General features: G+C 68.3%; 24 protein-coding genes. 16 read left to right on the forward strand and 8 right to left on the reverse strand.

The window, feature by feature from the left end:
- Positions 1–6 precede the first annotated feature (6 nt).
- Entirely contained in the window at positions 7–1,392 is a 1,386-nt protein-coding gene (xseA, locus tag AC3WQZ_RS22375; RefSeq protein WP_492301277.1) for an exodeoxyribonuclease VII large subunit, read from the reverse strand.
- 1,072 nt (positions 1,393–2,464) lie between these two features.
- Between xseA and AC3WQZ_RS22380 the strand changes: the two genes are divergently transcribed.
- From AC3WQZ_RS22380 to AC3WQZ_RS22410, 7 genes are all read left to right on the forward strand, one after another.
- Complete coding sequence (locus AC3WQZ_RS22380) at positions 2,465–3,085, forward strand: MotA/TolQ/ExbB proton channel family protein (protein ID WP_010812258.1); 621 nt, start codon at positions 2,465–2,467, stop codon at positions 3,083–3,085.
- 21 nt (positions 3,086–3,106) lie between these two features.
- Complete coding sequence (locus tag AC3WQZ_RS22385) at positions 3,107–3,538, forward strand: ExbD/TolR family protein (protein ID WP_011614599.1); 432 nt, start codon at positions 3,107–3,109, stop codon at positions 3,536–3,538.
- A 150-nt stretch (positions 3,539–3,688) separates the two neighbouring features.
- A complete protein-coding gene (lpxK, locus tag AC3WQZ_RS22390; RefSeq protein ID WP_010812256.1) occupies positions 3,689–4,792 on the forward strand; it encodes a tetraacyldisaccharide 4'-kinase in 1,104 nt (367 codons plus the stop codon).
- Positions 4,773–4,979: a Trm112 family protein gene (locus AC3WQZ_RS22395; protein ID WP_010812255.1), complete on the forward strand. Its 207-nt coding sequence runs from the start codon at positions 4,773–4,775 to the stop codon at positions 4,977–4,979. Before lpxK ends, AC3WQZ_RS22395 begins: the two co-directional genes overlap by 20 nt.
- Before the next feature lie 9 nt (positions 4,980–4,988).
- Positions 4,989–5,798 (forward strand): 3-deoxy-manno-octulosonate cytidylyltransferase, encoded by an 810-nt coding sequence (gene kdsB / locus AC3WQZ_RS22400; protein ID WP_010812254.1) that lies wholly within the window; start codon positions 4,989–4,991, stop codon positions 5,796–5,798.
- 382 nt (positions 5,799–6,180) lie between these two features.
- Positions 6,181–6,846: an adenylate kinase gene (gene adk, locus AC3WQZ_RS22405; protein ID WP_010812253.1), complete on the forward strand. Its 666-nt coding sequence runs from the start codon at positions 6,181–6,183 to the stop codon at positions 6,844–6,846.
- A gap of 216 nt (positions 6,847–7,062) precedes the next feature.
- Positions 7,063–7,821 (forward strand): 3-hydroxyacyl-CoA dehydrogenase, encoded by a 759-nt coding sequence (locus tag AC3WQZ_RS22410; protein ID WP_011614598.1) that lies wholly within the window; start codon positions 7,063–7,065, stop codon positions 7,819–7,821.
- A gap of 18 nt (positions 7,822–7,839) precedes the next feature.
- On the opposite strand, the gene AC3WQZ_RS22415 is transcribed toward AC3WQZ_RS22410, so the two are convergent.
- Positions 7,840–8,652, reverse strand: a complete 813-nt coding sequence (locus tag AC3WQZ_RS22415; RefSeq protein WP_010812251.1) for an MmyB family transcriptional regulator — start codon at positions 8,650–8,652, stop codon at positions 7,840–7,842.
- A gap of 155 nt (positions 8,653–8,807) precedes the next feature.
- Between AC3WQZ_RS22415 and AC3WQZ_RS22420 the strand changes: the two genes are divergently transcribed.
- Positions 8,808–9,587, forward strand: coding sequence for a class I SAM-dependent methyltransferase (locus AC3WQZ_RS22420; RefSeq protein WP_011614597.1), 780 nt, complete (start codon positions 8,808–8,810; stop codon positions 9,585–9,587).
- A gap of 15 nt (positions 9,588–9,602) precedes the next feature.
- Here AC3WQZ_RS22420 and AC3WQZ_RS22425 read toward each other — a convergent pair whose 3' ends face one another.
- Positions 9,603–10,520 carry a LysR family transcriptional regulator gene (locus AC3WQZ_RS22425; RefSeq protein WP_010812249.1) on the reverse strand — a complete coding sequence of 306 codons (918 nt, stop codon included), beginning with the start codon at positions 10,518–10,520 and terminating at the stop codon, positions 9,603–9,605.
- A 103-nt stretch (positions 10,521–10,623) separates the two neighbouring features.
- Here AC3WQZ_RS22425 and AC3WQZ_RS22430 point away from each other — a divergent pair, with 103 nt between their 5' ends.
- Positions 10,624–11,649, forward strand: a complete 1,026-nt coding sequence (locus AC3WQZ_RS22430; protein ID WP_010812248.1) for a bile acid:sodium symporter family protein — start codon at positions 10,624–10,626, stop codon at positions 11,647–11,649.
- Between the two features lie 56 nt (positions 11,650–11,705).
- Here AC3WQZ_RS22430 and AC3WQZ_RS22435 read toward each other — a convergent pair whose 3' ends face one another.
- Positions 11,706–13,208 (reverse strand): N-acetylmuramoyl-L-alanine amidase, encoded by a 1,503-nt coding sequence (locus tag AC3WQZ_RS22435; protein ID WP_010812247.1) that lies wholly within the window; start codon positions 13,206–13,208, stop codon positions 11,706–11,708.
- On the reverse strand, positions 13,202–13,714 hold the full coding sequence (tsaE, locus tag AC3WQZ_RS22440) for a tRNA (adenosine(37)-N6)-threonylcarbamoyltransferase complex ATPase subunit type 1 TsaE (RefSeq protein ID WP_010812246.1): 513 nt from the start codon (positions 13,712–13,714) through the stop codon (positions 13,202–13,204). Before tsaE ends, AC3WQZ_RS22435 begins: the two co-directional genes overlap by 7 nt.
- A gap of 16 nt (positions 13,715–13,730) precedes the next feature.
- Here tsaE and queG point away from each other — a divergent pair, with 16 nt between their 5' ends.
- Positions 13,731–14,936 (forward strand): tRNA epoxyqueuosine(34) reductase QueG, encoded by a 1,206-nt coding sequence (gene queG, locus AC3WQZ_RS22445; RefSeq protein ID WP_492301278.1) that lies wholly within the window; start codon positions 13,731–13,733, stop codon positions 14,934–14,936.
- Here queG and AC3WQZ_RS22450 read toward each other — a convergent pair.
- Positions 14,933–15,826, reverse strand: coding sequence for an AEC family transporter (locus AC3WQZ_RS22450; RefSeq protein WP_010812244.1), 894 nt, complete (start codon positions 15,824–15,826; stop codon positions 14,933–14,935). The two genes, queG and AC3WQZ_RS22450, sit on opposite strands and share 4 nt — an antisense overlap.
- A 187-nt stretch (positions 15,827–16,013) precedes the next feature.
- Here AC3WQZ_RS22450 and AC3WQZ_RS22455 point away from each other — a divergent pair, with 187 nt between their 5' ends.
- The 6 genes from AC3WQZ_RS22455 (at position 16,014) to plsY (ending at position 20,513) form a co-directional block, all read left to right on the forward strand.
- Complete coding sequence (locus AC3WQZ_RS22455) at positions 16,014–16,685, forward strand: chalcone isomerase family protein (RefSeq protein ID WP_492301279.1); 672 nt, start codon at positions 16,014–16,016, stop codon at positions 16,683–16,685.
- Positions 16,686–16,788: 103 nt separating this feature from the next.
- A complete protein-coding gene (locus AC3WQZ_RS22460; RefSeq protein WP_010812242.1) occupies positions 16,789–17,757 on the forward strand; it encodes a tripartite tricarboxylate transporter substrate binding protein BugE in 969 nt (322 codons plus the stop codon).
- Between the two features lie 106 nt (positions 17,758–17,863).
- The gene (locus AC3WQZ_RS22465; RefSeq protein ID WP_010812241.1) at positions 17,864–18,343 is read left to right on the forward strand and encodes a methylated-DNA--[protein]-cysteine S-methyltransferase; all 480 of its coding nucleotides are present in this window, start codon (positions 17,864–17,866) and stop codon (positions 18,341–18,343) included.
- Positions 18,340–19,278: a site-specific tyrosine recombinase XerD gene (gene xerD / locus AC3WQZ_RS22470; RefSeq protein WP_010812240.1), complete on the forward strand. Its 939-nt coding sequence runs from the start codon at positions 18,340–18,342 to the stop codon at positions 19,276–19,278. The genes AC3WQZ_RS22465 and xerD overlap by 4 nt, the downstream gene beginning before the upstream one ends.
- A 23-nt stretch (positions 19,279–19,301) precedes the next feature.
- Positions 19,302–19,793: an aminoacyl-tRNA deacylase gene (locus AC3WQZ_RS22475; RefSeq protein ID WP_010812239.1), complete on the forward strand. Its 492-nt coding sequence runs from the start codon at positions 19,302–19,304 to the stop codon at positions 19,791–19,793.
- Positions 19,794–19,904: 111 nt separating this feature from the next.
- A complete protein-coding gene (gene plsY, locus AC3WQZ_RS22480) occupies positions 19,905–20,513 on the forward strand; it encodes a glycerol-3-phosphate 1-O-acyltransferase PlsY (protein ID WP_058698356.1) in 609 nt (202 codons plus the stop codon).
- Positions 20,514–20,542: 29 nt separating this feature from the next.
- Here the strand turns inward: plsY and AC3WQZ_RS22485 are convergent, their stop codons facing one another.
- Entirely contained in the window at positions 20,543–21,814 is a 1,272-nt protein-coding gene (locus tag AC3WQZ_RS22485) for an ATP-binding protein (RefSeq protein WP_010812237.1), read from the reverse strand.
- Between the two features lie 52 nt (positions 21,815–21,866).
- Positions 21,867–22,610: a response regulator gene (locus tag AC3WQZ_RS22490; RefSeq protein ID WP_010812236.1), complete on the reverse strand. Its 744-nt coding sequence runs from the start codon at positions 22,608–22,610 to the stop codon at positions 21,867–21,869.
- Between the last annotated feature and the right edge of the window lie 364 nt (positions 22,611–22,974).

The following is a 22,974-nucleotide window of genomic DNA, read 5'->3' on the forward strand; positions in this document are numbered from 1 at the left end:
AGGGGCTCAGAAATCCGGCAGCTTGGCCTGCACGCCGGCAATCGCCAGGTCGGCCACTCCCTCGGCCAGGTGCGCTTCGACCACGCTGCCCGCGCGGATCTCGGCGGGCGAGCGCAGCGCGCGTCCGCGCTGGTCCAGCAGCACCGCATAGCCGCGTTCCAGCGTACGCTGCGGCGCCAGCAACTCAAGCGCGCCGGCGCTGCGCGCCAGGCGCTGGCCGGCGCGCTCGTGCTGGCGCACGGCGGCGGCCTGCAGGCGTTGCCACAGGCGGGCCACGTCGGCATGGGCGGCGCTGGCATCGGGACGGCACGCGCTCCAGCGCATCGCCAGCAATTGCTGGCGGTGGCGCTGCGACACCACCGTGTCGCGCAATGCCGAGCGCAAGTGTCGCGCCAGATTGTCGACGCGCGCGCGCCGCTCCTGCAGCTGCGCCTGCGGGCTGCGCACTCGCCGCGCCAGCCAGTCCAGGTGCTGCGCGCGCAGGTCCAGCCCGCGCCGCATGCACTGCGTGAGCGCGTCGCGCGCACGCATCGCCTGTGCCAGCAGGTGCGCGCGATCCGGGCTGACCAGCTCGGCCGCGCCGGTCGGCGTGGGCGCACGCACATCGGCGACAAAGTCGGCGATGGTGAAGTCGGTTTCGTGGCCCACTCCGGAGATGACCGGCAGCGCGCAGCGCGCAATCGCCTGCGCCACCACCTCTTCGTTGAACGACCACAGGTCTTCGATGCTGCCCCCGCCGCGGCACAGGATCAGCACGTCGCACTCGCGCCGCGCGCTGGCCGCATCGAGCATGTCGGCGATCTTCTGCGCCGCCCCCGCGCCCTGCACCGGTACCGGATAGACCAGCACCGGCACATGCGGCGCGCGCCGGCGCAAGGTGGTCAGCACATCGCGCAACGCCGCCGCCTGCAGCGAGGTGACCACGCCGATGGTGCGCGGATGCGCCGGCACCGGGCGCTTGCGCTCCGGCGCGAACAGCCCCGCCTGCGCCAGCTTTTCCTTCAGGCGCAGGAAGGCTTCGTACAGGTTGCCCAGCCCGGCCCGGCGCATTGCCTCCACGCCCAACTGCACCTCGCCGCGCGCCTCATACATGGTGACCACGGCGCGCACCTCCACCGCTTCGCCCTCGCGCGGCTGGAAGTCGACATGCTGGTTGCGCCCGCGGAACATCACGCAGCGGATCTGCGCGCGTGCATCCTTGAGCGAGAAATACCAGTGCCCGCTGGCGGCGCGCGTGAAATTGGAAATCTCGCCGCGCACCCAGGCCAGCGGAAAACTGCGTTCAAGCAGCCTGGCGATTGTGTGGTTCAGCTCACCGACAGGGATGACATCGCGGCCGCCGCGCGGCGCGGTGGAGGAAGGGTCACGCGAAAAATTCGGCAAGTCTGGCATGGCGCACTGGTGGCAAGCGGCGTGAATGGGACATGTCCACAGCATAACCTCTATGTCAAGGGGGTAGCGCTGATGCAGGCGGCCTCCCCCGAAAGGCGCATGGGTTCGTGCAACCCTTTGATTCTTATGAGCTTTACGCGTAAAACAAAAATTAGGCAATATAACCAATTCTCTTTTGCATCAATCACTTACAAAGTGCCCGGCAGGCTTGTTCACAAAGTTATCCACAGCTTCTCTGGATAAAACGGGCCGTAAACCACACTTTTCCAGCACAAGTGGCCCCAACCCCGCTTGCAGTCCCATGGAAAGCGACCAACCCGGCGCGTGGCGTACCGCAGCGTTGCCGGCCGTCCGCGGCGCAGCGTCCATGCTGCATTTGCACAATTTCTGAGCAGGTCCCTGGGAGGCTATAAAAATCAATGGGTTAACCGGCTTCTCCCGGATTTGTCCACAGGCCGTCCACAGTGCTCTCCCTGCGGAATGTGGAAAAATCCGGTTTTTGTCCTGCCTGCCGCCACATCGACCGCGCGCGGTACTGATACACCCGTTTGCCCGTTTTTTAAGCAACCCATGGTGCCACCTTATAAATCAACGACTTAGATGACATCTCAGGCAGCTTTCCACAAGCGCTCCACAATCCTGTCCCGGCGCTGTGTGGAAAGCCGCACCGCAAGGTGCGCCAGCACACCGACGCGCCTCGTCAGGTTGTGGAGAGCGGTGCCTGGCTGCGTGCACCATGCGCCGCAGGGCTTGCGGCGGGCATTTGCACAAAATTTAGGCAGGAACATCTTTGCCCTTATGGATCAATGTGTTAGCACGCTTGTCAGGCGGCTTTCCACAATCGATCCACAACACTGTCCCGCTTTGCTGTGGAAATGGACCGGCACGAGCGATGCGTGGCCGAGACAGCGCCGGGTGCCGTCTTGCCGTGCGACAGGGCGCAGGTTAGAGTGGCGCCTGATTTTTCAGAGCAATGCCGGAGCGCGCGCCGCCAGCGGCCAGACGCGCATCAAGGCATGCCGTCCAGGTGGTTTGGGGTTTTGTTATTCGGTTGTCGATCCCGGGGGTCCAATTGTTTTCCATCATTCAAGCGGCCGGCTGGCCGATCTGGCCGCTGTTGCTCGCCTCGGTCATCGCGCTGGCGCTGATCGTCGAACGTTTTCTTACCCTCAAGCGCAGCAGGGTCCTGCCCGCCAGGCTCTATGAAGAGGCGCTGGCGGCCGCGCAGCAGCGCCGCGCCACGCCGGAAGTGGTCAACACGCTTGAGCAGAACTCGCCGCTGGGCCGGGTGCTGGCCGCCGGGCTGCGCCACGTGGTGCTGCAGCCGCACACCTCGCGCGATGCCGCCAAGGACGTGGTGGAGGAAGCCGGCCGCGTGGTCGCGCATGAGCTCGAGCGCTACCTGAACGCACTCGGCACGATCGCCTCGGTGGCGCCGCTGATGGGCCTGCTGGGCACGGTGATCGGCATGATCGAGATCTTCGGCAGCCAGGGCGGCACCGGCGCCAGCCCTGAACAGCTGGCGCACGGCATCTCGGTGGCGCTGTACAACACCGCCTTCGGCCTGATCGTGGCAATCCCGGCGCTGATCTTCTGGCGCTACTTCCGCCGGCGCGTGGATGACTACGTGGCCGAGCTGGAATTCCGCGCCACGTCGTTCCTCGACGCGATCCTGCCGCAGCGCCGCGCCTGATCGCCGAACGGAACGAACGCCATGCACTTCCGTTCCCGCCAGCGGCGCGAAGAGCCGGAGATCAACCTGATCCCGCTGATCGACGTGCTGCTCGTGATCCTGATCTTCCTGATGATCACGACCACCTACTCGCGCTTTACCGAGCTGCAGATCCAGCTGCCCACCGCCGACGCCGAGCGCGCCCAGCAGCGGCCGCAGGAGATCGTGGTGTCGGTGTCATCGCGCGGGGTCTACTCCGTCAACAGGCAGGTGATGGAGCAGAAGGACGTCACCAGCCTGGCCGACCAGTTGCGCGCCGCCTCGGGCACCAACTCCGGTGGCCAGCCGCCGGTGGTGATCGTCAATGCCGACGCACAGGCCAGCCACCAGGCCGTGATCAACGTGATGGAGGCCGCGCGGCTGGCCGGGCTGTCGCGCCTGACCTTCGCCACGCAGAGCGCGCAGCCGCGCTGACCCCGGGCGCCGTGGCGCATGCGGCCGGCGGGCTTGCCGCATGCGCTGTGCAATGCCCATAATGGTTGAGCCGCCTGCGCCCCCAGGGAGCGAAGCCGCGGGCGCACTACAATCCCATCCCAACCACCGACTCCACCGCCCGCCGCGCCCATGCCCGTTCCCCGACATGCCCTTGCCGACTTCGTGACCGCCCAGTGGCAACGCCGCGGCTGGTTCGCGTGGGCGATGCTGCCGTTCTCGCTGCTGTTCGGGCTGATCGCGCGGGTGCGCCGCCATGGCTACCAGCGCGGCTGGTTCAAGTCGACGCGGCTGCCGATGCCGGTGGTGGTGGTCGGCAACGTGACCGTGGGCGGCACCGGCAAGACGCCGGCGGTGATCGCGCTGGCACAAGCGCTGACCGAGGCGGGACTGCGCCCCGGCGTGGTGTCGCGCGGCTACGGCGTGGAACTCAAGCACCCGCGCCGCGTGAAGCCGACATCAAAGGCGTCCGACGTAGGCGATGAGCCGCTCCTGATTGCGCGCGCCACCGACGTGCCGGTCTGGGTCTTCCCCGACCGCGCGCTGTGCGCGCAGACCATGCTGGTATCGCACCCGGGCGTCAATGTGCTGCTGCTCGACGATGGCCTGCAGCACTACAAGCTGCAGCGCGACTTCGAGATCGTGATGTTCGACTCGCGCATGGGCGGCAACGGCCTGCTGCTGCCGGCCGGCCCGCTGCGCGAGCCGCTTTCGCGCCCGCGCGACGCGACCCTGATCAACGACCCCAACTTCCGCGCCACGCCCGACCGCCCCGGCATGTACGGCATGCGGCTGGAGCTGGACGATGCCTGGCAGCTGGCCGACCCCACCATGGCGCGGCCGGTCAGCGCCTTTGCCGGCCGGCGCGTGCTGGCCGCGGCCGGCATCGGCAACCCCGAGCGCTTCTTCGCCAGCCTGCGCGGCGCGGGCCTGACACCGAAGACGCTGCCGCTGCCGGACCACTATGACTTTGTCGCCGACCCGTTCGTCGACCATCCCGACGCGCTCGACGCCGACGTGATCCTGATCACCGAGAAGGATGCCGTAAAATGCGAGCGCTTCGACGACCCCCGCATCTGGGTCGTCCCCACCAGGCCCGTGATCGATGCCGGCCTGATCGAAAAAATCCGCCGCGCCGTGCTGGCGCAAATCAAACCCGCGCCGACCGCGCCGGCAACCACGCCCGGCGCCGCAGGGCGCAACGAGGAACACCGAGATGGACAACCGGCTGCTTGAAATCCTGGTCTGCCCGCTGTGCAAGGGCAAGCTGGAATACGACCGCGCCGCGCAGGAGCTGATCTGCCATGCCGACAAGCTGGCGTACCCGATCCGCGACGGCATCCCCGTGATGCTGGCCGACGAGGCCCGCCAGTCGGTGCCGGGCCGCGCGGTCAACCCGGACGGCCCTGCCTCCGGCAACTGAGTGCGCGCCATGACCGTCCCGGCGTTCACTGTTGTCATTCCCGCGCGGCTCGCTTCGACGCGCCTGCCTGACAAGCCCCTGGCCGATATCGGCGGGCGTCCGATGATCGTGCGCGTGGCCGAACGCGCGCATGCGTCGTCGGCGCAGCGCACCGTGGTCGCCACCGATGCGCCTGCGGTGGCGCAGGCCTGCGCCGCGCACGGCATCGAAGCCGTGCTGACCCGCGCCGACCACCCTTCCGGCACCGACCGCCTGTCTGAAGTGGCCGCCCAGCTGGGGCTGGCCGACGACGCCATCGTGGTCAATGTGCAGGGCGACGAGCCGCTGATCGAACCGTCGCTGATCGACGAGGTGGCGCTGCACCTGGCGCACCACGCCGACTGCGCCATCGCCACCGCGGCGCATCCGCTGCAGGACATCGCCGAAGTCTTCAATCCCAATGTGGTCAAGGTGGTATGCGACGCCGCCGGCCGCGCACTGTACTTCTCGCGCGCACCGATCCCGTGGGCGCGCGATGCCTGGTCGGGCGTGCCGGCCGTGCCCGCGGCGCTGGCACAAGTGCCGCTGCCCGGCATGCCGGTGCTGCGCCATATCGGGCTGTACGCCTATCGGGCGGGCTTCCTGCGCCGCTTCCCGACGCTGGCGGCGGCGCCGCTGGAGCAGACCGAGGCGCTGGAGCAACTGCGCGCCATGTGGCATGGCGAGCGCATTGCGGTGCTGCAGACCAGCGCCGCGCCGGCCCCCGGGGTCGACACCCCGGCCGACCTGGAACGGGTGCGCGCGCTGTGGGCGCAGTCGATGGCCCAGGAAGGGCCCTGACCAAACCGCCGGAAAGTGACCCGCGCGGGCGCCTGCCCGCTCAGGTTCATACAGCTGCAACCTGAACCAGGGGGCGGATTTCGGGCCGATTTGGCGCCGCCTCATGGCATAATGCTTGCCGATACAGAGCCGCCCGGCCGGCATGCGCAAGCGTGCCTCCGGCCAAGGCTCGGTGGGGAGATAAAGATAGAGCCCGTCCGGTGTGCCGCGCCGCCATCCCCCTGGCAGCCGCCGCCGGCCGTATGCGTGGGTACGCCTGAGCAGTGCCCGCGCTGAACGCAGTCAGAACGCATCAGGACCGCAGTAAGTCCTGCGTCAAGTTACGGCGTTACCCTCCTTCTGATCTCCCGCCATACAGATTAAAAACTCTGAGGACCCGTAAATGCGTTTGATCCTGTTGGGTGCGCCCGGCGCCGGCAAAGGCACGCAAGCCAAGTTCATCTGCGAGAAGTTCGGCATTCCGCAAATCTCCACGGGCGACATGCTGCGCGCCGCGGTAAAGGCCGGCACCCCGCTGGGCGTAGAAGCCAAGAAGGTCATGGACGCGGGCGGACTGGTGTCGGACGACATCATCATCGGCCTGGTGAAAGACCGCCTCAAGGAAGACGACTGCAAGAACGGCTACCTGTTCGACGGCTTCCCGCGCACCATTCCGCAGGCCGAGGCGATGAAGGAAGCGGGCGTGGCAATCGACTACGTGCTGGAAATCGACGTGCCGTTCGACGCCATCATCGAGCGCATGAGCGGCCGCCGCGTGCACGTGGCCTCGGGCCGCACCTACCACGTCAAGTACAACCCGCCCAAGACCGAGGGCGTGGACGACGAGACCGGCGAGGCGCTGATCCAGCGTGACGATGACAAGGAAGAGACGGTCAAGAAGCGTCTTGATGTCTATTCGCAGCAGACGCGTCCGCTGGTGGATTACTACTCGGAGTGGGCTGCCAAGGGAGATGCCTCGGCCAAGGTGGCGCCGCCTCAGTATCGGAAGATCCTGGGGGTGGGTAATGTCGATGAGATTACTGCGCGGGTGTTTGAGGCGTTGAAGTAATCGTTTCGACTGCTCAGTTTTATGCGTCATGAAAGCGGCCTTTGGGCCGCTTTTGTTTTGGCGATTAAATGGGGTCGCGCCTGGCAGGGATGGTTTCTGGCTTGGCGCCTAGCAAACCCACCCCTTGCACATCCCCCACCACCCCGTAAAATACCGCCAACGAATTGACGTTTACGTAAACGGCAACAAATACCCAATCCAAGGAGACAAGCCCAAATGCAAATCCAAGGCAACGTATTCATCGTCACCGGCGGCGCCTCGGGCCTGGGTGCAGGCACCGCCCGCATGCTGGCCGAAGCCGGCGCCAGGGTCGTGATCGCCGACCTGAACGAGTCCGCCGGCCAGGCACTGGCAACTGAACTGGGCGGCCAGTTCGTCCGCTGTGACGTCACCTCCGAAGCCGACGGCCAGGCCGTGGTAGCGGCCGCCCAGGCACTGGGCCGGCTCTCCGGCATCGTCAACTGCGCCGGCATCGCCACCGCCAACAAGACCGTCGGCAAGAACGGCCCGCATCCGCTGGAAGCCTTCGACAAGACCATCCGCATCAACCTGGTCGGCACCTTCAACATGATCCGCCTGGCCGCCGCGGCCATGGTGCAAAACACCCCCGACAGCGAAGGCGAGCGCGGCGTGATCATCAATACTGCCTCGGTGGCGGCCTTTGACGGCCAGATCGGACAGGCCGCCTATGCCGCATCCAAGGGCGGCGTGGTGGCGATGACGCTGGCGATCGCGCGCGACCTGTCGCGCGACGGCGTGCGCTGCATGACCATCGCCCCCGGCATCTTCGAAACGCCGATGCTGCTGGGCATGCCGCAGGAAGTGCAGGATGCGCTCGGCAGGATGGTGCCGTTCCCGCCGCGCCTGGGCCGCCCGGCTGAATACGCCAAGCTGGCCCGCTCGATCATCGAGAACACCATGCTCAATGGCGAAGTAATCCGCCTGGACGGCGCGATCCGGATGCAGCCCAAGTAAAGCCCCGGCGCTGCCCGCTCAGCCGGGCAGCAGCATTACCAGCATCAGACCGGGCGCCGCCGCCGGCACCAGCGTCAGCTGCTCGAACTGCAGCGCGCCCTGCTGCGGATGGTGAAAGCCGCGGCGGCCGCCCTCGCGGTCTTCCACGTCCTGCGACAACCAGGCATCGCGGAATGCCGCGCTCTCAGCCATCAGCCCCTCGATCAACGTACGCGTCGGCGCCTCGTCCGCATGGCGGATGCTGTGCGCGCGGAATTCCGCCACCAGCCGTGCCGCGCGGTGCGGCCAGTCTTCCACCAGCGCCATCAGCCCCGGCGACACGAACATCGCGCGCAGCAGGTTGCGCTCGGCGCTGGCGGCATCGAGCCAGCCGATAAACAGGTCCGCGGCGGCGTCGTTCCAGGCCAGCGCGGTCCATTGCCGGTCGAGCAGGTAGGCCGGCCCGCCGATGGCATGCACGCTGGCCAGCACCACCGGCGGCACGGTTTCGTCCGCGGCCTGCTGCGGGTCGCGGCGGCCCGCCAGTTCGAACAGGTAGGCGCGCTCGGCGCGCGACAGCCGCAGCGCGGCAGCCAGGCTGGCCAGCGCGCGTGCCGACAGCGATACCGGCCGCCCCTGCTCCAGCCACGTCACCCAGGTCGCGCTCAAGCCCGCCAGTTGAGCGACTTCCTCGCGGCGCAGGCCGGGGGTGCGGCGGCGCCGGCCCGGTGCGAGCCCGACATCGGCCGGCGCCAGCCGTTCACGGTGCGCACGCAGGAAAGCGCCCAGCACGGATTCGCGCGACGATGGCGATGCAGACGGGACAACAGCGGGATCGGCAGACAAGGGCATGACAGGCTGGTGCCGCTTATACCAGGATAAATCGGTAACTTGTACCGGGAAAACTGCCCGCCTACAGTATGCCGAACCCGCCTCGCGGGCAAGTCCCCTCCCCCAACAAAGAAGGCCGCCCGCCGACCTGGGCGTGGCCCAAGGAGCCCAGCACCATGCAACAGCAGGAACTCGTCGCCGCCCAGTTCGGCGCCACCGCCAGCGCCTACCTCACCAGCGCCGTCCACGCCAGCGGCGCGGACCTGCAGCAACTGAAAGACGAACTGGCCGCGCTGATCCCCGCAGCCAACCGCCCGCGCAGCCGCGTGCTGGACCTGGGCTGCGGCGCGGGCCATGCCAGCTTCGCCGCGGCAGCGATTGCGGGCGAAGTGACGGCTTACGATCTGTCGGCGGACATGCTGGCCGTGGTCGAGGCCGCGGCGCGCGAGCGCGGGCTGGCCAATATCCGCACGCGCCAGGGCGCTGCCGAGCAGCTGCCGTTCGACGATGCCAGCTTCTGCGCGGTGGTCTCGCGCATGAGCGCGCACCACTGGCGCGACGTCCCGTCGGCACTGGCCGAGATCCGGCGGGTGCTCAAGCCCGGCGGCAAAGTGGTGCTGATCGATATTGCCGGTGCGCCGGATCCGCTGCGCGATACCTGGCTGCAATCGGTGGAACTGCTGCGCGATCCCTCGCACGTGCGCGATTACACGCCGGCGGGGTGGCAGTCGATGTTCGAGGCGGCAGGCTTTGGCGCCGATGGCATCGCCGTATCGGACATCTGGCGCATCGGCATCGAGTTCGACAGCTGGGTCAGGCGCATGCGCACCGCGCCGGTGGCCGTGGAGGCCATCCGCCACCTGTGGCAGATGGCGCCTGCGGAAGTGCGCGCGCACTATCGCGTACAGGCCGACGGCAGCTTTGAACTGGAAGCGGTGATGGTCACCGCGCGTTGACAGAGTGTGACCGGGTCAGGCCGCGGCGCTCATTGCGGGCGCCTCGGCGCGCACGGTCAGGCGGCGCACCAGGTCCCACACCGCCGCCGCGGCCGGCGACAGTGAACGGTCCTCGCGCCGGACCATGACGATGCTGCGCTCCTCGCACGGCACCAGCGGGCGCCACACCAGCGGCGACGCCGCCGGCAGCGGCAGCGAGAACGACGGCAGCACCGATGCGCCGATGCCGGCCTCGACCATGCCGAACACGCTCGCCGAGTGGCCCAGCTCCTGCACCACCAGCGGCACCACGCCATGCCGGCCGAACACGCGGTCGATCAGCGGCCGGCTGCCGGAGGCAAAGTCCAGCAGCACCAGTTGCATCCCATGCAGCGCCGCCCATGGCACCGAAGGCGACTGCGCCAGCGGATGGTCGCGCCGGCAGACAAAGCAGAACGGGTCGGTCGCCACCGGCTCCACCACCAGCCCGTCGCGCACCAGCGGATCGATCAGCACGCCAAAGTCCACGGCGCCGGCGCGCACCTGCTCCAGGCCGTCGGCCTGCACGTTGTCACGCACGGTCAGGCGGATCTCGGGGTACTGGGCGGCGCAGGCGGCCACGTACAGCGGCATCAGCCGGGCCGAGATCGTCGGCGCACCAGCTATCACTACGCGACCGCGATAGCGTTCACCAAGCTGGCGCGTCTCTTCCAGCGTGTCGTCGAGCTGCCCGAGCAGCCGCTCCAGCGCTGGCGCCAGCGCGTGGCCGGCCTCGGTCAGCACCACCTCGCGCGTGGTGCGGTCCAGCAGGCGCACGCCAAGTGCCTCTTCCAGCTCAGCCACGCCGCGGCTGACCGCAGGCTGGGTCAGGCCGACCACATCGGCGGCCCGGCTGAAGCCGCCGGTATTGGCCACGGCCAGGAAGACGCGCAACTGGCGCAGTGTGTAATTCATGCAACGGCCGGATAAATAGATTCTATAAATGAATTTGCATTCTAGACTTGGCTGGCGTCCAATACTAGGCAAAACCCTAACATCGCAGGATCCACCCGCAGTCATGTCTCGCATTGTCCGCAAGCTCAAGAAACTTTATGACCTGATCGACGGCTTCGTTCTCGTCATGTTGACGGCCATCGCCATTGCGCTGGCCGCCCCTGAAATCGGCGCCGGCGACGGCCCGCTGCACCTGGGCGTGGTGACCAGCCTGGGCGTGGCGCTGGTGTTCTTCCTGCACGGCGCGGCGCTCTCGCGCGACAAGCTGGTGTCGGGTGCCAAGCACTGGCGCCTGCATGTGTTCGTGCAGACCTTCACCTACGTGGTGTTCCCGGTGGTGGGCGTGCTGCTGATGCTGTCGCTGCGCAATACGCTGCCGCCGGACCTGCTGCTGGGCGTGTTCTTCCTGTGCGCGCTGCCGTCGACGGTATCGTCGTCGGTGGCCATGACCTCGATGGCGCGCGGCAATGTGTCCGGAGCGATCTTCAACGCCACCATCTCGGGCCTGATCGGCATGCTGGTCACGCCGCTGCTGATGGGGCTGGTGATCAGCGCCAGCGGCGCCTCGATGCCGCTGGGCAAGGCGCTCACCGGCGTGGCGCTGCAACTGCTGCTGCCGTTCGCGCTGGGGCAGATGCTGCGTCCGCTGATCGGCAGCTGGCTGGCGAAAAAGAAGCACATCACCAACAAGATCGACCGCGGCGTGATCGTGCTGATCGTCTATTCCTCATTCTGCGATGCCACCGCCCAGGGCCTGTGGCACCAGTACCAGTGGCAGACCATCGGCGCAGTGATGCTGATCGCCGCGGTGCTGCTGTTCGTGGTGCTGGGCTTTACCACGCTGACCGCGCGCCGCCTTGGCTTCTCTGTCGAGGACGAGATCACGGCGGTGTTCTGCGGCTCCAAGAAGAGCCTGGCCAACGGCATCCCGATGGCCAAGATCCTGTTTGCCGGCCATCCGGCGCTGGGCCTGCTGGTGCTGCCGCTGATGGTCTATCACCAGCTGCAGCTGATCGTGTGCTCGGTGATCGCGTCGCGCTATGCCGACCGCGATGCCTTGCAGGAGGACCAGGCCGCGGCGCGGGCCTGAGGCACGCAGCCATGAAAAAACCGGGGCATGCCCCGGTTTTTTTGTGCCCGCCAGACTCACACTGACGGATTCTTCGACAGCGGCGGATTGCGCGCGAAGTACGACCGGATCCCCTTCAGGATGGCATTGGCCAGCTGCTCCTGGTGCGCGTTATCGTTGAGCTTGCGCTCTTCTTCCGGATTGCTGATAAAGGCCGTCTCGATCAGGATCGACGGGATATCCGGCGCCTTCAGCACCGCAAACCCGGCCTGCTCGACGCTGCCCTTGTGCAGCTTGTTGATGCCGCCGATCTCGCCCAGCACGGCCTTGCCGACCTGCAGGCTGTCATTGATCTGCGCGGTGGTGGACAGGTCCAGCAGCACGCGCGCCACCTGCGCATCCTTGTTGCCCATGTTGGCGCCGCCGATCAGGTCGGAAGCGTTTTCCTTGTTGGCCAGCCAGCGAGCCGCGGTACTGGAGGCGCCGCGCTCGGACAGCGCGAACACTGACGCGCCGCGTGCCTCGGGCGACAGGAAGGCATCGGCGTGGATCGATACGAACAGGTCGGCCTGCACCCGGCGCGCCTTCTGCACGCGCACGTTCAGCGGCACGAAGAAGTCGGCGTCGCGCGTCATCATCGCGCGCATATTGGGCTGGGCATCGATCTTGGCGCGCAGGCGGTGCGCGATCTGCAGCACCACGTCTTTCTCGCGCGAGCCGGCGGCGCCGATCGCGCCCGGGTCTTCGCCGCCGTGGCCGGGATCGATCGCCACGGTCAGCAGGCGGCGCATCTTGAAGGGCCGTTCGGCGGTGGGATTGTCGCGTGCGACCGGCGGCACCACCGGGGCATTGGGGCTCGGCACCGGCGGTGCCGACGGCCTGGGCCGGGCCGAGGCCACCGGCGGCGGCAGCGGCGCGGTGGTGGGCGGCACCTCGCCCTTCTCGTCGAAGCGGCGCACCAGCGCGCCAATCGCGTCTTCCTCGGCACCGGCCGGCGCGCCGGCGATGCCATCGTTGCCCGGCGCCGGGTCCGAGGTGGCGAAGCGGCGCTGCTTTTCCTCGGTGTCGCGCACCAGCTTCCACAGCGGATCGGGCGGATTGACCGGGTACAGGTCGAACACCAGGCGGTTGCGGTAGCTGCCGATCGGCGCCAGCGTGAACACCTGCGGCGCCACGTTTTCCTTCAGGTCGAACACCATGCGGACCACGCGCGGGCGGTTCTGGCCGACGCGCACGGTCTGGATATAGGGGTCGTTCGGGGTGATCTTGGCCACCAGCTCGCGCAGCGTGGGCGACAGGTCCAGGCCGTCGATGTCCACCACCAGCCGGTCGGGGTCGCGGATCATCTGGTGCACGGCGGCCAGCGGGGAATCGGATTCGATGGTGACGCGGGTGTAGTCCTCGGCCGGCCATACGCGCACCGCGACGATGCCGGCGCCAAACGCGATCTGCGGGCCGGCCAGGGTCAGCACGGCCGTGCCCGCGCCCAGCTTCAGTGCCTGCGCCATCCATTTGCGGCGCGCCTGCAGCAGGCCGTCGGGTCCATCGGGGCGGTCGGTGGCAAGTCGCTTGATCAGCATGCGTTCAGCAGGGTAAGTCCAGTGTGAGTATAGGCGCGCATCGTCGCGATCCGCCGCTCGCCGGCATCATCCGCCCCGGCCATGTCCGATTGGAGCAACATATGGAGATCCGGTTCCCCGAGCAGGCGGCCGGCCTTTTCCGGCCACTCGACCAGGTTGAAGGCCGGTTCGGCGAAGCAGTCGCGAAAACCCGCGTCGATCCACTCTTCGGGATCGGCAAAGCGGTACAGGTCGAAGTGGTAGACAGTCAGCGGCGAGCCGTCGGCGCGGGCCACCTCGTAGGGCTCGCACAGCGTGTAGGTGGGGCTGCGGACCTTGCCCGCATGGCCGAGCGCGCGCAGGATCGTGCGCGTCAGCGTGGTCTTGCCGGCGCCCAGGTCGCCGGACAGCTGCACATGCACCGTGCGCGGCGGCATGGCCTGCACGGCGGCGGCCAGCGCGGCGCCCAGGCGCGCGGTGGCGGCTTCGTCGGGCAGCGTCAGGGTGCGTTCTTCGAGCAAGGGCATTGCGTACAATTCAGGGATGATCGACCGAGTCGCCCCAGGGCAGGCAGATGCGCCACCTACCCCCGTTCCCGGCACCGCCGCCCACCTGGCCGCGGGCCCCGGGGAACTTGCGGCACTGGCCGCGTCGATCCGCGCATGGGGCGCGGAACTGGGCTTTGCCTCGGTGCGCATCGCCGATGTCGACCTCAGTCATGCCGAGCCGGGGCTGATGGCGTGGCTGGCGCAGGGCTACCACGGCGACATGGATTATATGGCGAACCACGGCCTGCGGCGCGCCCGGCCGGCCGAACTGGTGCCCGGCACCGTGCGCGCGATCGTGGCGCGGATGCCGTACATTCCGGCTGCCGGCGCGCAGGCCGGCGCCACCGACTGGCGCCGGCACGAGCTGGCGCGGCTGGACGATCCGGCCACGGCGGTGGTGTCGCTGTATGCGCGCGGCCGCGATTATCACAAGGTGCTGCGCAGCCGTTTGCAGCAGCTGGCCAGCCGGATCGAGGCCGAAATCGGAAAATTCGGCTACCGCGTCTTTACCGATTCCGCACCCGTCATGGAAGTGGCGCTGGCCAGCCAGGGCGGGCTCGGCTGGCGCGGCAAGCATACGCTGCTGCTGGACCGCGACGGCGGCTCGATGTTCTTCCTGGGCGAGATCCTGGTCGACATCCCGCTGCCGGCCGACGCCCCCGAGTCCGGCCACTGCGGCAACTGCCACCGCTGCCTGGACATCTGCCCCACGCGCGCCATCGTGGCGCCGTACCGGCTGGACGCGCGCCGCTGCATCTCCTACCTGACCATCGAGCACAAGGGCCCGATTCCGGTGGAGTTCCGCGCGCCCATGGGCAACCGCGTCTACGGCTGCGACGACTGCCAGCTGGCCTGCCCGTGGAACAAGTTCGCGCATGTGGCCATGGTGCCGGACTTCGACGTGCGCAACGGGCTCGACGCGCCCGACATGGTGGCGCTGTTCCAGTGGACCGAAGCGGAATTCAACCAGCGGCTCGAAGGCAGCCCGATCCGCCGCATCGGCCATGAGCGCTGGCTGCGCAACCTGGCTGTGGGGCTGGGCAACAGCCTGCGCGCGGCGCTGTCGGGCACGCGCGCCGAAGACGCGGCCCTGGCCGCGCGCATCCGCGCAGCACTGCTGGAGCGGCGCGAGAGCGCCACGCCGCTGGTGCGCGAGCATATCGACTGGGCCCTGGCCCAGGGCGGCCCGCCGCCGGACTAGCTGACCAGCGCCAGCCACAGCGGCGTGGTCACGATCGCCGCCACCGTCATCAGCGAAATCGTCGCCGCCACCATCGGCCCGTTGCCGCCCATGCGCACCGCCAGGATATACGCGCTGGAGGCCGTGGGCAGCGAGGCATACAGCACCACGATCTGGTACTGCAGCGCGGTCAGCGGCAGGTGCCGCCCCACCAGCCATGCCACGCACGGCATCGCCAGCAGCTTGACCCCGGTCCACCAGGCCACCGGCCCCGCGGTACCGGTGGCACCGCTCATCTGCAGCCCGGCGCCCACCGTCATCAGCCCCAGCGCGGTCGAGGCCGAGCCCAGCCGGTTCAGCGTCATGCCCAGCACCTCGGGCGCATGCAGCCCCATCAGGTTGGTGAGCAGGCCGCCGGCAGTGGCCAGGATCAGCGGGTTGCGCGCCAGCTCTTTCCACAGCGCGGTCTGGCCGTGCCGCGCCAGCGCCCACACCGCCGCCACGTTGCACAGCGGCACCGTGCAGCCGACGATCACCGCCATCAGCGCCAGCCCCTCGGAGCCGCCCAGGCGCGAGGCCAGCGCCAGCCCGATATAGGAATTGAAGCGGAACGCGGTCTGCAGGCCCGAGGCAAAGCTCAGCGCATCCGGCCGCAACACCCATTTGACGGCGTAGCCGCCGGCCATGCCGGTGGCCATCACCAGCAGCGCCAGCCCCAGCATGGCCGAGGTCGACGAGAAATCCAGCACCGCGGTATTGGTCGACTGCAGCAGCAGCGCCGGGAACAGCACGAAGTAGACCAGGCGCTCCACCCCGCCCCAGAAGGCGCGGTCGAACGGGGTATACCGCACCAGCAGCCAGCCGATGAGGATCAGGCTGAAGTCCGGGACCAGCAGGAGAGCAGAAGACATTTATCGTTGTTTTGGTGGCGGTGGCATGACGCGGCAGCTGCCCTGCGGGCCGTCGCGCGGGATTGCGGCGGCGGTGGCGGGGGGTAGATAACGGCAAAAAACCGTAATGTGCGGACTAGGGCAGATACGGATAGGTATTTTTCCAGATTTAGGCCAGCATGGCATGCTAAGTTGTACGCCTGCCGCCATGTTGTCCCGCACCCGGTCCGCGCCGTCGCGCCCGGACACCCACCTCCGAGCCCCCTTCCGCCCTGGTCTGCACCCGGGCCGCTGCCTGCGCCTGGCCGCCGTGCTGGTGGCGCTGTGCGCCGCCACGGCCGCGGGCGCCGTACCGGTGCCGGCACGCTCGGTGGAAATCGAAGGGATACGTTTTGACGATGCGGCGCGCGTGGGCGGCAAGGAACTGCAGCTCAACGGCACCGCCCTGCGCGCGGGCTTCCTGGCCAAGGGCTACGTAGCCGCCCTGTACCTGCAGGAGAAAGCCCGCAACGCGGCCCTGGTACTGGGCACGCCCGGCGCAAAGCGGCTACAGTTGCGCATGCTGCGCGAGACCGAACCGCCGGACGTCGTGCGCGCCATCCGCCAGGGTATCCGCAACAACCACAGCGAGCAGCAGATGCAGGGGCTGGCCACGCGGCTGATACAGTTCGAGCGCACCCTGGGCGAGGTCGGCACCGCGCACAAGGGCGACGTGATCAACCTGGATTTTTCCCCGCAGACGGGGACCGTCATCGCCATCAACGGCACGCCTCGCGGCCGGCCGATCCCCGGCGAAGACTTCTACCAGGCCGTGCTGCGGGTCTTCCTGGGCGAGCGCCCGGTCGACGCCGAGGTCAAGCGCGGGCTGCTGGGCGGCTGACACAATTACGCTGCCGGCGCACGGCCCCACCTGTGGCACGGCGACGGCTTCTTTTCTTCCGGGCGGCACCCTGCCCGGATTTCCTGACGGGAGACATGATCTCATGCAAGCTGGCAAACTCGCACTGACCCTGGCCCTGGCCGCCGCCGCCACCGCGGCGCAGGCCCAGAGCTACCCCACCAAGCCGATCCGACTGATCATTCCGTTCGCACCCGGCGGCACCACCGACATCGTCGGCCGCGGCGCCGCGGACCAGATGAGCCGCATCCTGGGCCAGCCCGTGGTGGTGGAGAACCGCGCCGGCGGGGGCGGTTCGATCGGTGCCGACGCGATCGCCAAGGCCGCGCCGGACGGCTACACCATCGGCATCTCCACGGTCTCGACCATGGCCGTGAACCCGGCCTGCAACCCCAAGCTGTCGTACGACCCGATCAAGGACTTCAAGCCCATCACCAACCTGGCCAACGTGGCCAACGTGATCGCCGTGAACCCGAGCTTCCCGGCCAAGGACTACAAGGAGTTCCTGGCCGTGCTGAAGGCCAACCCGGGCAAGTATTCGTACGCCTCGTCGGGCACCTGCGGCTTCGGCCACATGCTGGGCGAGCAGTTCAAGGTCTCGACCAAGACCTTCATGGTCCATATCCCGTACCGCGGCGCGGGCCCGGCGCTGAACGACGTGCTGGCCGGCCAGGTGCCGATCATGGTGGACAACCTGCCCTCTTCGATCCCCTACATCAAGGCCGGCAAGCTGCGCCCGATCGTGGTGGCCTGGAACAAGCGCCTGGAATCCATGCCCAACGTGCCGACCTTCGGCGAAATGGGCCTGAAGGAGCCGAACGACCCGGCCTGGTACGGCCTGGTGGCGCCGGCCGGCACGCCTGACGACGTCATCAAGAAGCTCAACGAGGCCGCCGTCAAGGCCCTGCAGGACAAGGACTTCCAGCAGCGCCTGCGCACCGCCGGCGCCGAGCCGTCGGGCAACACGCCGGCGCAGCATGCGGCCGAGATCAAGAAGGAATTCGACAAGATGAAGAATCTTGTGAAGGTGCAGAACATCAAGCTGGAGCAATGATCCGGCCGGTGTGACGCCACCCGCAAAGGGCCGCCGCGAGGCGGCCCTTTTTTCTTGCCCGCGCCAAAAAGCACTAAAATCCAGCATTCGCCCCAGCCTGACCGCCATGCCCGCCACCTATGACGCCATCCTCCCCGCCCCCTTCGGCAAGATCGGGGTGCGCACGGACGGCGCGCGCATCCGGGCCATCGTGTACCTTCCCGGGCACGTCGAGGCGCGCGCCCCGGCGGACGCGCTGACGCAACAGCTCGCGGCGCAACTGGAGGCCTACTACGCCAACCCCGACGCCGCCTTCGACCTGCCGCTGGCCCCGGCCGGCAGCGACTTCCAGCAGCGCGTGTGGCAGGCCATCAGCGCGGTGCCGCGCGGCGCGGTGACCACTTATGGCACCATCGCCGAGGCCATCGGCGCGATGCCGCGCGCGGTGGGCCAGGCCTGCGGGCAGAACCCGTTCCCGATCGTGATCCCCTGCCATCGCGTAGTCTCGGCGCGCGGCATCGGCGGGTTCTCGCACCATGCCGAAGACGGCTTCTACCTCGACGTCAAACGCTGGCTGCTGCGCCATGAGGGCGCCATGCTGATATGAGCGGCGCCGCCCAGGCACCTGACATCGCCGCCGCGCCCAGCGACGCCGACGTGGCACTGGTCAGCCGCTTCTGCGACGCGCTGTGGCTGGAAGACGGCCTCTCGCGCAATACCATCGATGCCTACCGGCGCGACCTGACGCTGCTGGCGCGCTGGTTGCAGCATGAGCACCGCGGCGAGTTGCCGGGCGCGGACGACGGCGCGCTGTCGGCCTACTTCAACGCACGCCACACGCAGAGCCGCGCCTCGTCGGCCAACCGTCGCCTGGCGGTGTTCCGCCGCTTCTACCAGTGGGCGCTGCGCGAACACCTGGTCGAAGCCGACCCCTGCCTGCTGCTGCGCCCCGCCAAGCAGCCGCCGCGCTACCCCAAGACCCTGACCGAGTCCCAGGTCGACGCGCTGCTCGAAGCGCCCGACACCGACACGCCGCTGGGGCTGCGCGACCGCACCATGCTGGAACTGATGTACGCCAGCGGGCTGCGCGTGTCGGAGCTCACGCAGATGAAGACCATCGAGATCGGCCTGAACGAAGGCGTGGCGCGCGTGGTCGGCGGCAAGGGCGACAAGGAGCGGCTGGTGCCGTTCGGCCAGCAGGCCGGCGACTGGCTGCGCCGCTACCTGGCCAGTGCGCGCCCCGCGCTGCTGGCCGGGCGCGCCTGCGACGCGCTCTTTGTCACGCAGCGCGGCGAAGGCATGACGCGGCAGGCGTTCTGGCACCTGATCAAGCGCCATGCGCGCGATGCCGGCGTGCACGCGCCGCTGTCGCCGCACACGCTGCGGCACGCCTTTGCCACGCACCTGCTCAACCACGGCGCCGACCTGCGCGTGGTGCAGCTGCTGCTGGGCCACGCCGATATTTCCACCACCCAGATCTATACGCACGTCGCCCGCGAACGCCTGCGCGAGCTGCACCAGCAGCACCATCCGCGCGGCTGAGCAAGCGGGCGGCGACCACTGTCATGAGCAAGACCAGGCACGTATCAGAAACCCCCGCGACGCAGTACCTGCGCAAGCATGGCGTCGCCTTCGGCGAGCATCCGTATGACTATGTCGAGCACGGCGGCACCGGCGAATCGGCGCGCCAGCTGGGCGTTCCCGAGCACGACGTGATCAAGACCCTGATCATGGAAGACGAGCGCGCGCAGCCGCTGGTGGTGCTGATGCACGGCGACTGCTCGGTCTCGACCAAGAACCTGGCGCGCCAGGCCGGCCGCAAGAGCGTGCAGCCGTGCAAGCCCGAGGTGGCGCAGCGCCACAGCGGCTACATGGTGGGCGGCACCTCGCCCTTCGGCACGCGCAAGCGCATGCCGGTCTACGTCGAATCGACCGTGCTGGAGCTGGCGCGCATCTATATCAACGGCGGGCGCCGCGGCTACCTGGTCAGCGTGGACCCGAAGCTGCTGCCCATGCTGGTGGACGCCCAGCCGGTGCAATGCGCACTGCCTGACTGAGAGCCCCCCGCGCAAACCGAGGCAAGCCTCGATGCCAATCCGGGAAGTCACGGACGTAGCGAGGCCCCTGCCGCGCTACAATCGCGCCAGCCTGAAAACACCCCACTACACATGGCCAATCTGCTATTCGCCCTCGCCGCCTACCTGATCGGCTCCGTTTCCTTCGCTGTGGTCGTCAGCAAGCTGATGGGGCTGCCGGACCCGCACTCCTATGGCTCCGGCAATCCCGGCGCCACCAACGTGCTGCGCACCGGCAACAAGAAGGCCGCCATCCTGACGCTGATCGGCGATGCCCTGAAGGGTTGGCTGGCGGTATGGCTGGCCGCGCGCTTCGGGCCGGCCTACGGGCTGAACGAAACCGGCCTGGCCATGGTGGCGCTGGCGGTCTTCCTGGGGCACCTGTTCCCGGTGTACCACCGCTTCGCCGGCGGCAAGGGCGTGGCCACCGCGGCCGGCATCCTGCTCGCCATCGACCCGATCCTCGGCCTGGGCACGCTGGCCACGTGGCTGATCATCGCGTTCTTCTTCCGCTACTCGTCGCTGGCGGCACTGGTGGCGGCGATCTTCGCGCCGTTCTTTTATGTGCTGATGAACGGCGTGGATGTGATGACGGGGGCGATCTTCGTGATCAGCGTGCTGCTGATTGCGCGGCACCGGCAGAATATTGCCAAGCTGCTGGCCGGGAAGGAAAGCCGGATCGGGGAGAAAAAGAAGGTCTGAAAACGGCCTGAGGCAGCCCTGACGCCGGCTCAGGCCTCGGCTGCCCCGAACAGCATCTCCACCCGGAACCCGCCACCATCGGCATTCACCAGGTTCAGCTTCCCACCCGCCTGCCGCACCAGCCGGTCCACGATCGCCAGCCCCAGCCCGGAATGCGCATTGCCGCCCCGGGCCGGGTCCAGCCGCACAAAGGGCAGCGTGGCGCGCTCCTTGTCATCCTCGGGAATGCCGGCGCCCTGATCCTCCACCACCAGCAGGTAACCCTCCGGCGTGCGCGCGGTCGCGATGCATACCGGCGGCTTGCCATACGCGTAGGCGTTGTCGACCAGGTTGCCGACGATGCGGTCCAGCTGCGTGGCGATCATGCGGAAGCCCTCGCCCGCGCCCAGCGACAGCACCACCTGGCGCTCCTGCTCGGCCAGCGACGCGGCCAGCTCATTGACGCGCCGGTCCACCGGCACCGGCCGCGCGGTCGACTCGCTGGTCTGCGCGAAGCTCAGGAACTGCTCGACGATGGCCGACATGGACTCGACGTCGCGCGTCACCCCCGCGGCGGCCTTGGGATCGGCCAGCATCTCGGCGCGCAGGCGCAGCCGCGCCAGCGGTGTCTTCAGGTCATGCGCGATGCCGGCCAGCATGGTGTTGCGCTCCTGGTCGATGCGCGCCAGGTCGGCCACCATGCGGTTGAAACGCTCGATCAGCTGACGCAGCTCATGCGGGCCGCGCTCGCGCAGCGGCGGCACGGCGTGCTGACGCGACAGCAGCTCTGCCGCATTGGCCATGTCGCGCACCGGCCGCTGGATCTGCCAGGCGATCAGCACGGCAAAGACGATGGCCACGCCCACCACCAGCATCACGCCAGGCACCAGCCGGTTGTCAGGCGGCGGATTGTGGACCCAGAGGATCGGCATGGCGATCCAGCGGGCGCGGCTGGGCAGCTTGATCCAGATGCGCGGCGTGGTCTCGTCCTCCAGCCGGATCTCGGTGCCCTGCGGCAGCCTGCCGATGAACTGCTCGACCAGCCGGCGCGAGCGCCCGCCCTTGGGCACGACGGCATGCTCTTCGGCGTCGGCCGTGTTGGCTGTCTCAACCAGGCTGGGCAGCTTCGCCGGCGGACGCGCGTCGAGCGCGCGCTCGATGCTGTCGAGCTGGAACAGCATCTGCTCGACTGAATAGTCCACCTGCTGCTGGCGGCGGTCCATGCGCAGGATGGCCAGCCATGAGAAATGGCTGATCACAAGCACGGCGGCAATCAGCAGCGCAATGCGGCCGAACAGGGTGTCGATGCGTCGCAACTTCATCGGAAAGCAGGGTCTGGTGGCATGCGGCGCCAGGGGGCGGGCGCCGTGGCCATTATTCGGGGAGTCCCGCGGACATCTCTTCCGCTTCGTCGGGCACGAAGGTATAGCCGCGTCCGCGCACGGTCTGGATATAGCGCGGGCGCTGCGCGTCTTCATCGAGCAGGCGGCGCAGGCGCCAGATCTGCACGTCGATGCCGCGGTCGCTGATGCCGCTGGCGCTGCCGTACATCAGCTCGACGATGCGCTCGCGCGACAGCACTTCGAGCGGATGCATCAGCAGCAGCTTGAGCAGCGCGAACTCGGTATCGCTGATCGACAGCGTCTGGCCGGCACGGCTCAGCGTGCGCTGGCGGAAATTGACGCGGAACGGGCCGAAGGCGACCGATTCGCGGTCCTCGGGCGCGGCCGCGGGGCGTGCCAGCTTGCGGCGCAGCACGGCGTTGATGCGCGCCAGCAGCTCGCGCGGCGAGAACGGCTTGCCGAGGTAGTCGTCGGCGCCGATCTCGAGCCCGACGATGCGGTCGATCTCGTCGCTGCGGGCCGTGAGCAGGATTACGGGGATGTCGTCGTTCTTGGCGCGCAGGTTGCGCAGCGCGGTCAGGCCGTCGACCTTGGGCATCATCAGGTCCAGCACGATCAGCGCCGGGCGCTCGCGCTCCAGGCGCGCCTGCAGGCCGTCGCCGTCATGCATCACCGAGACGGCAAAGCCCTGCTGGGTCAGGTACTCGCGCAGCAGGTCACGAAGTTCGGGATCGTCGTCGACGACGAGGATCTGGGTAGGCTGGTTCGTTCGCATAGGCACATGATAGTCAGCCCCGGCGCCACACATGCCGGTTTGGCCGGGCGGTTTTGTTTCCGGAGGTTACACCCGGGGCGCTGGTAATCCGCTGTAATAAAAGCGCCGGGCGCCGAAATACGGGCGTCCGGGCCCGCACATTATCCTTGCGGCATGACGTGCCACCGGCGCCGCCGCATTGCGCGCCACACGGCACTTGCCGGCCTGCCGGCCACCCGCGGCGTGCCCCTCCACGCGGCGGGCCGGCGCCCGTGGCGTTGCGGCATACTGCTGCATCGTCACTTGCCAGACCGAACATTGCCGGCGCGCCGCGCGCGCCGCCCCCAGGATTTGCGGACATGTCCAACCCCGAACAAGGCCAGCC

It is taken from the genome of Cupriavidus sp. FW305-26 (assembly GCF_058787975.1).

What these genes read in the sequence shown, in the direction of transcription:
- AC3WQZ_RS22435 (WP_010812247.1), bottom strand. Translation starts at nt 13,208, where the DNA reads ATGCTGATCAAGCGACTTGCCACCGACCGCCCCGATGGACCCGACGGC.
- AC3WQZ_RS22415 (WP_010812251.1), bottom strand. Translation starts at nt 8,652, where the DNA reads ATGCCCTTGTCTGCCGATCCCGCTGTTGTCCCGTCTGCATCGCCATCG.
- AC3WQZ_RS22485 (WP_010812237.1), bottom strand. Translation starts at nt 21,814, where the DNA reads ATGAAGTTGCGACGCATCGACACCCTGTTCGGCCGCATTGCGCTGCTG.
- AC3WQZ_RS22420 (WP_011614597.1), top strand. Translation starts at nt 8,808, where the DNA reads ATGCAACAGCAGGAACTCGTCGCCGCCCAGTTCGGCGCCACCGCCAGC.
- AC3WQZ_RS22410 (WP_011614598.1), top strand. Translation starts at nt 7,063, where the DNA reads ATGCAAATCCAAGGCAACGTATTCATCGTCACCGGCGGCGCCTCGGGC.
- AC3WQZ_RS22450 (WP_010812244.1), bottom strand. Translation starts at nt 15,826, where the DNA reads ATGTCTTCTGCTCTCCTGCTGGTCCCGGACTTCAGCCTGATCCTCATC.
- AC3WQZ_RS22490 (WP_010812236.1), bottom strand. Translation starts at nt 22,610, where the DNA reads ATGCGAACGAACCAGCCTACCCAGATCCTCGTCGTCGACGACGATCCC.
- xerD (WP_010812240.1), top strand. Translation starts at nt 18,340, where the DNA reads ATGAGCGGCGCCGCCCAGGCACCTGACATCGCCGCCGCGCCCAGCGAC.
- AC3WQZ_RS22385 (WP_011614599.1), top strand. Translation starts at nt 3,107, where the DNA reads ATGCACTTCCGTTCCCGCCAGCGGCGCGAAGAGCCGGAGATCAACCTG.
- kdsB (WP_010812254.1), top strand. Translation starts at nt 4,989, where the DNA reads ATGACCGTCCCGGCGTTCACTGTTGTCATTCCCGCGCGGCTCGCTTCG.
- AC3WQZ_RS22430 (WP_010812248.1), top strand. Translation starts at nt 10,624, where the DNA reads ATGTCTCGCATTGTCCGCAAGCTCAAGAAACTTTATGACCTGATCGAC.
- AC3WQZ_RS22455 (WP_492301279.1), top strand. Translation starts at nt 16,014, where the DNA reads ATGTTGTCCCGCACCCGGTCCGCGCCGTCGCGCCCGGACACCCACCTC.
- tsaE (WP_010812246.1), bottom strand. Translation starts at nt 13,714, where the DNA reads ATGCCCTTGCTCGAAGAACGCACCCTGACGCTGCCCGACGAAGCCGCC.
- AC3WQZ_RS22475 (WP_010812239.1), top strand. Translation starts at nt 19,302, where the DNA reads ATGAGCAAGACCAGGCACGTATCAGAAACCCCCGCGACGCAGTACCTG.
- adk (WP_010812253.1), top strand. Translation starts at nt 6,181, where the DNA reads ATGCGTTTGATCCTGTTGGGTGCGCCCGGCGCCGGCAAAGGCACGCAA.
- AC3WQZ_RS22395 (WP_010812255.1), top strand. Translation starts at nt 4,773, where the DNA reads ATGGACAACCGGCTGCTTGAAATCCTGGTCTGCCCGCTGTGCAAGGGC.
- plsY (WP_058698356.1), top strand. Translation starts at nt 19,905, where the DNA reads ATGGCCAATCTGCTATTCGCCCTCGCCGCCTACCTGATCGGCTCCGTT.
- AC3WQZ_RS22425 (WP_010812249.1), bottom strand. Translation starts at nt 10,520, where the DNA reads ATGAATTACACACTGCGCCAGTTGCGCGTCTTCCTGGCCGTGGCCAAT.
- AC3WQZ_RS22460 (WP_010812242.1), top strand. Translation starts at nt 16,789, where the DNA reads ATGCAAGCTGGCAAACTCGCACTGACCCTGGCCCTGGCCGCCGCCGCC.
- AC3WQZ_RS22465 (WP_010812241.1), top strand. Translation starts at nt 17,864, where the DNA reads ATGCCCGCCACCTATGACGCCATCCTCCCCGCCCCCTTCGGCAAGATC.
- lpxK (WP_010812256.1), top strand. Translation starts at nt 3,689, where the DNA reads ATGCCCGTTCCCCGACATGCCCTTGCCGACTTCGTGACCGCCCAGTGG.
- xseA (WP_492301277.1), bottom strand. Translation starts at nt 1,392, where the DNA reads ATGCCAGACTTGCCGAATTTTTCGCGTGACCCTTCCTCCACCGCGCCG.
- queG (WP_492301278.1), top strand. Translation starts at nt 13,731, where the DNA reads ATGATCGACCGAGTCGCCCCAGGGCAGGCAGATGCGCCACCTACCCCC.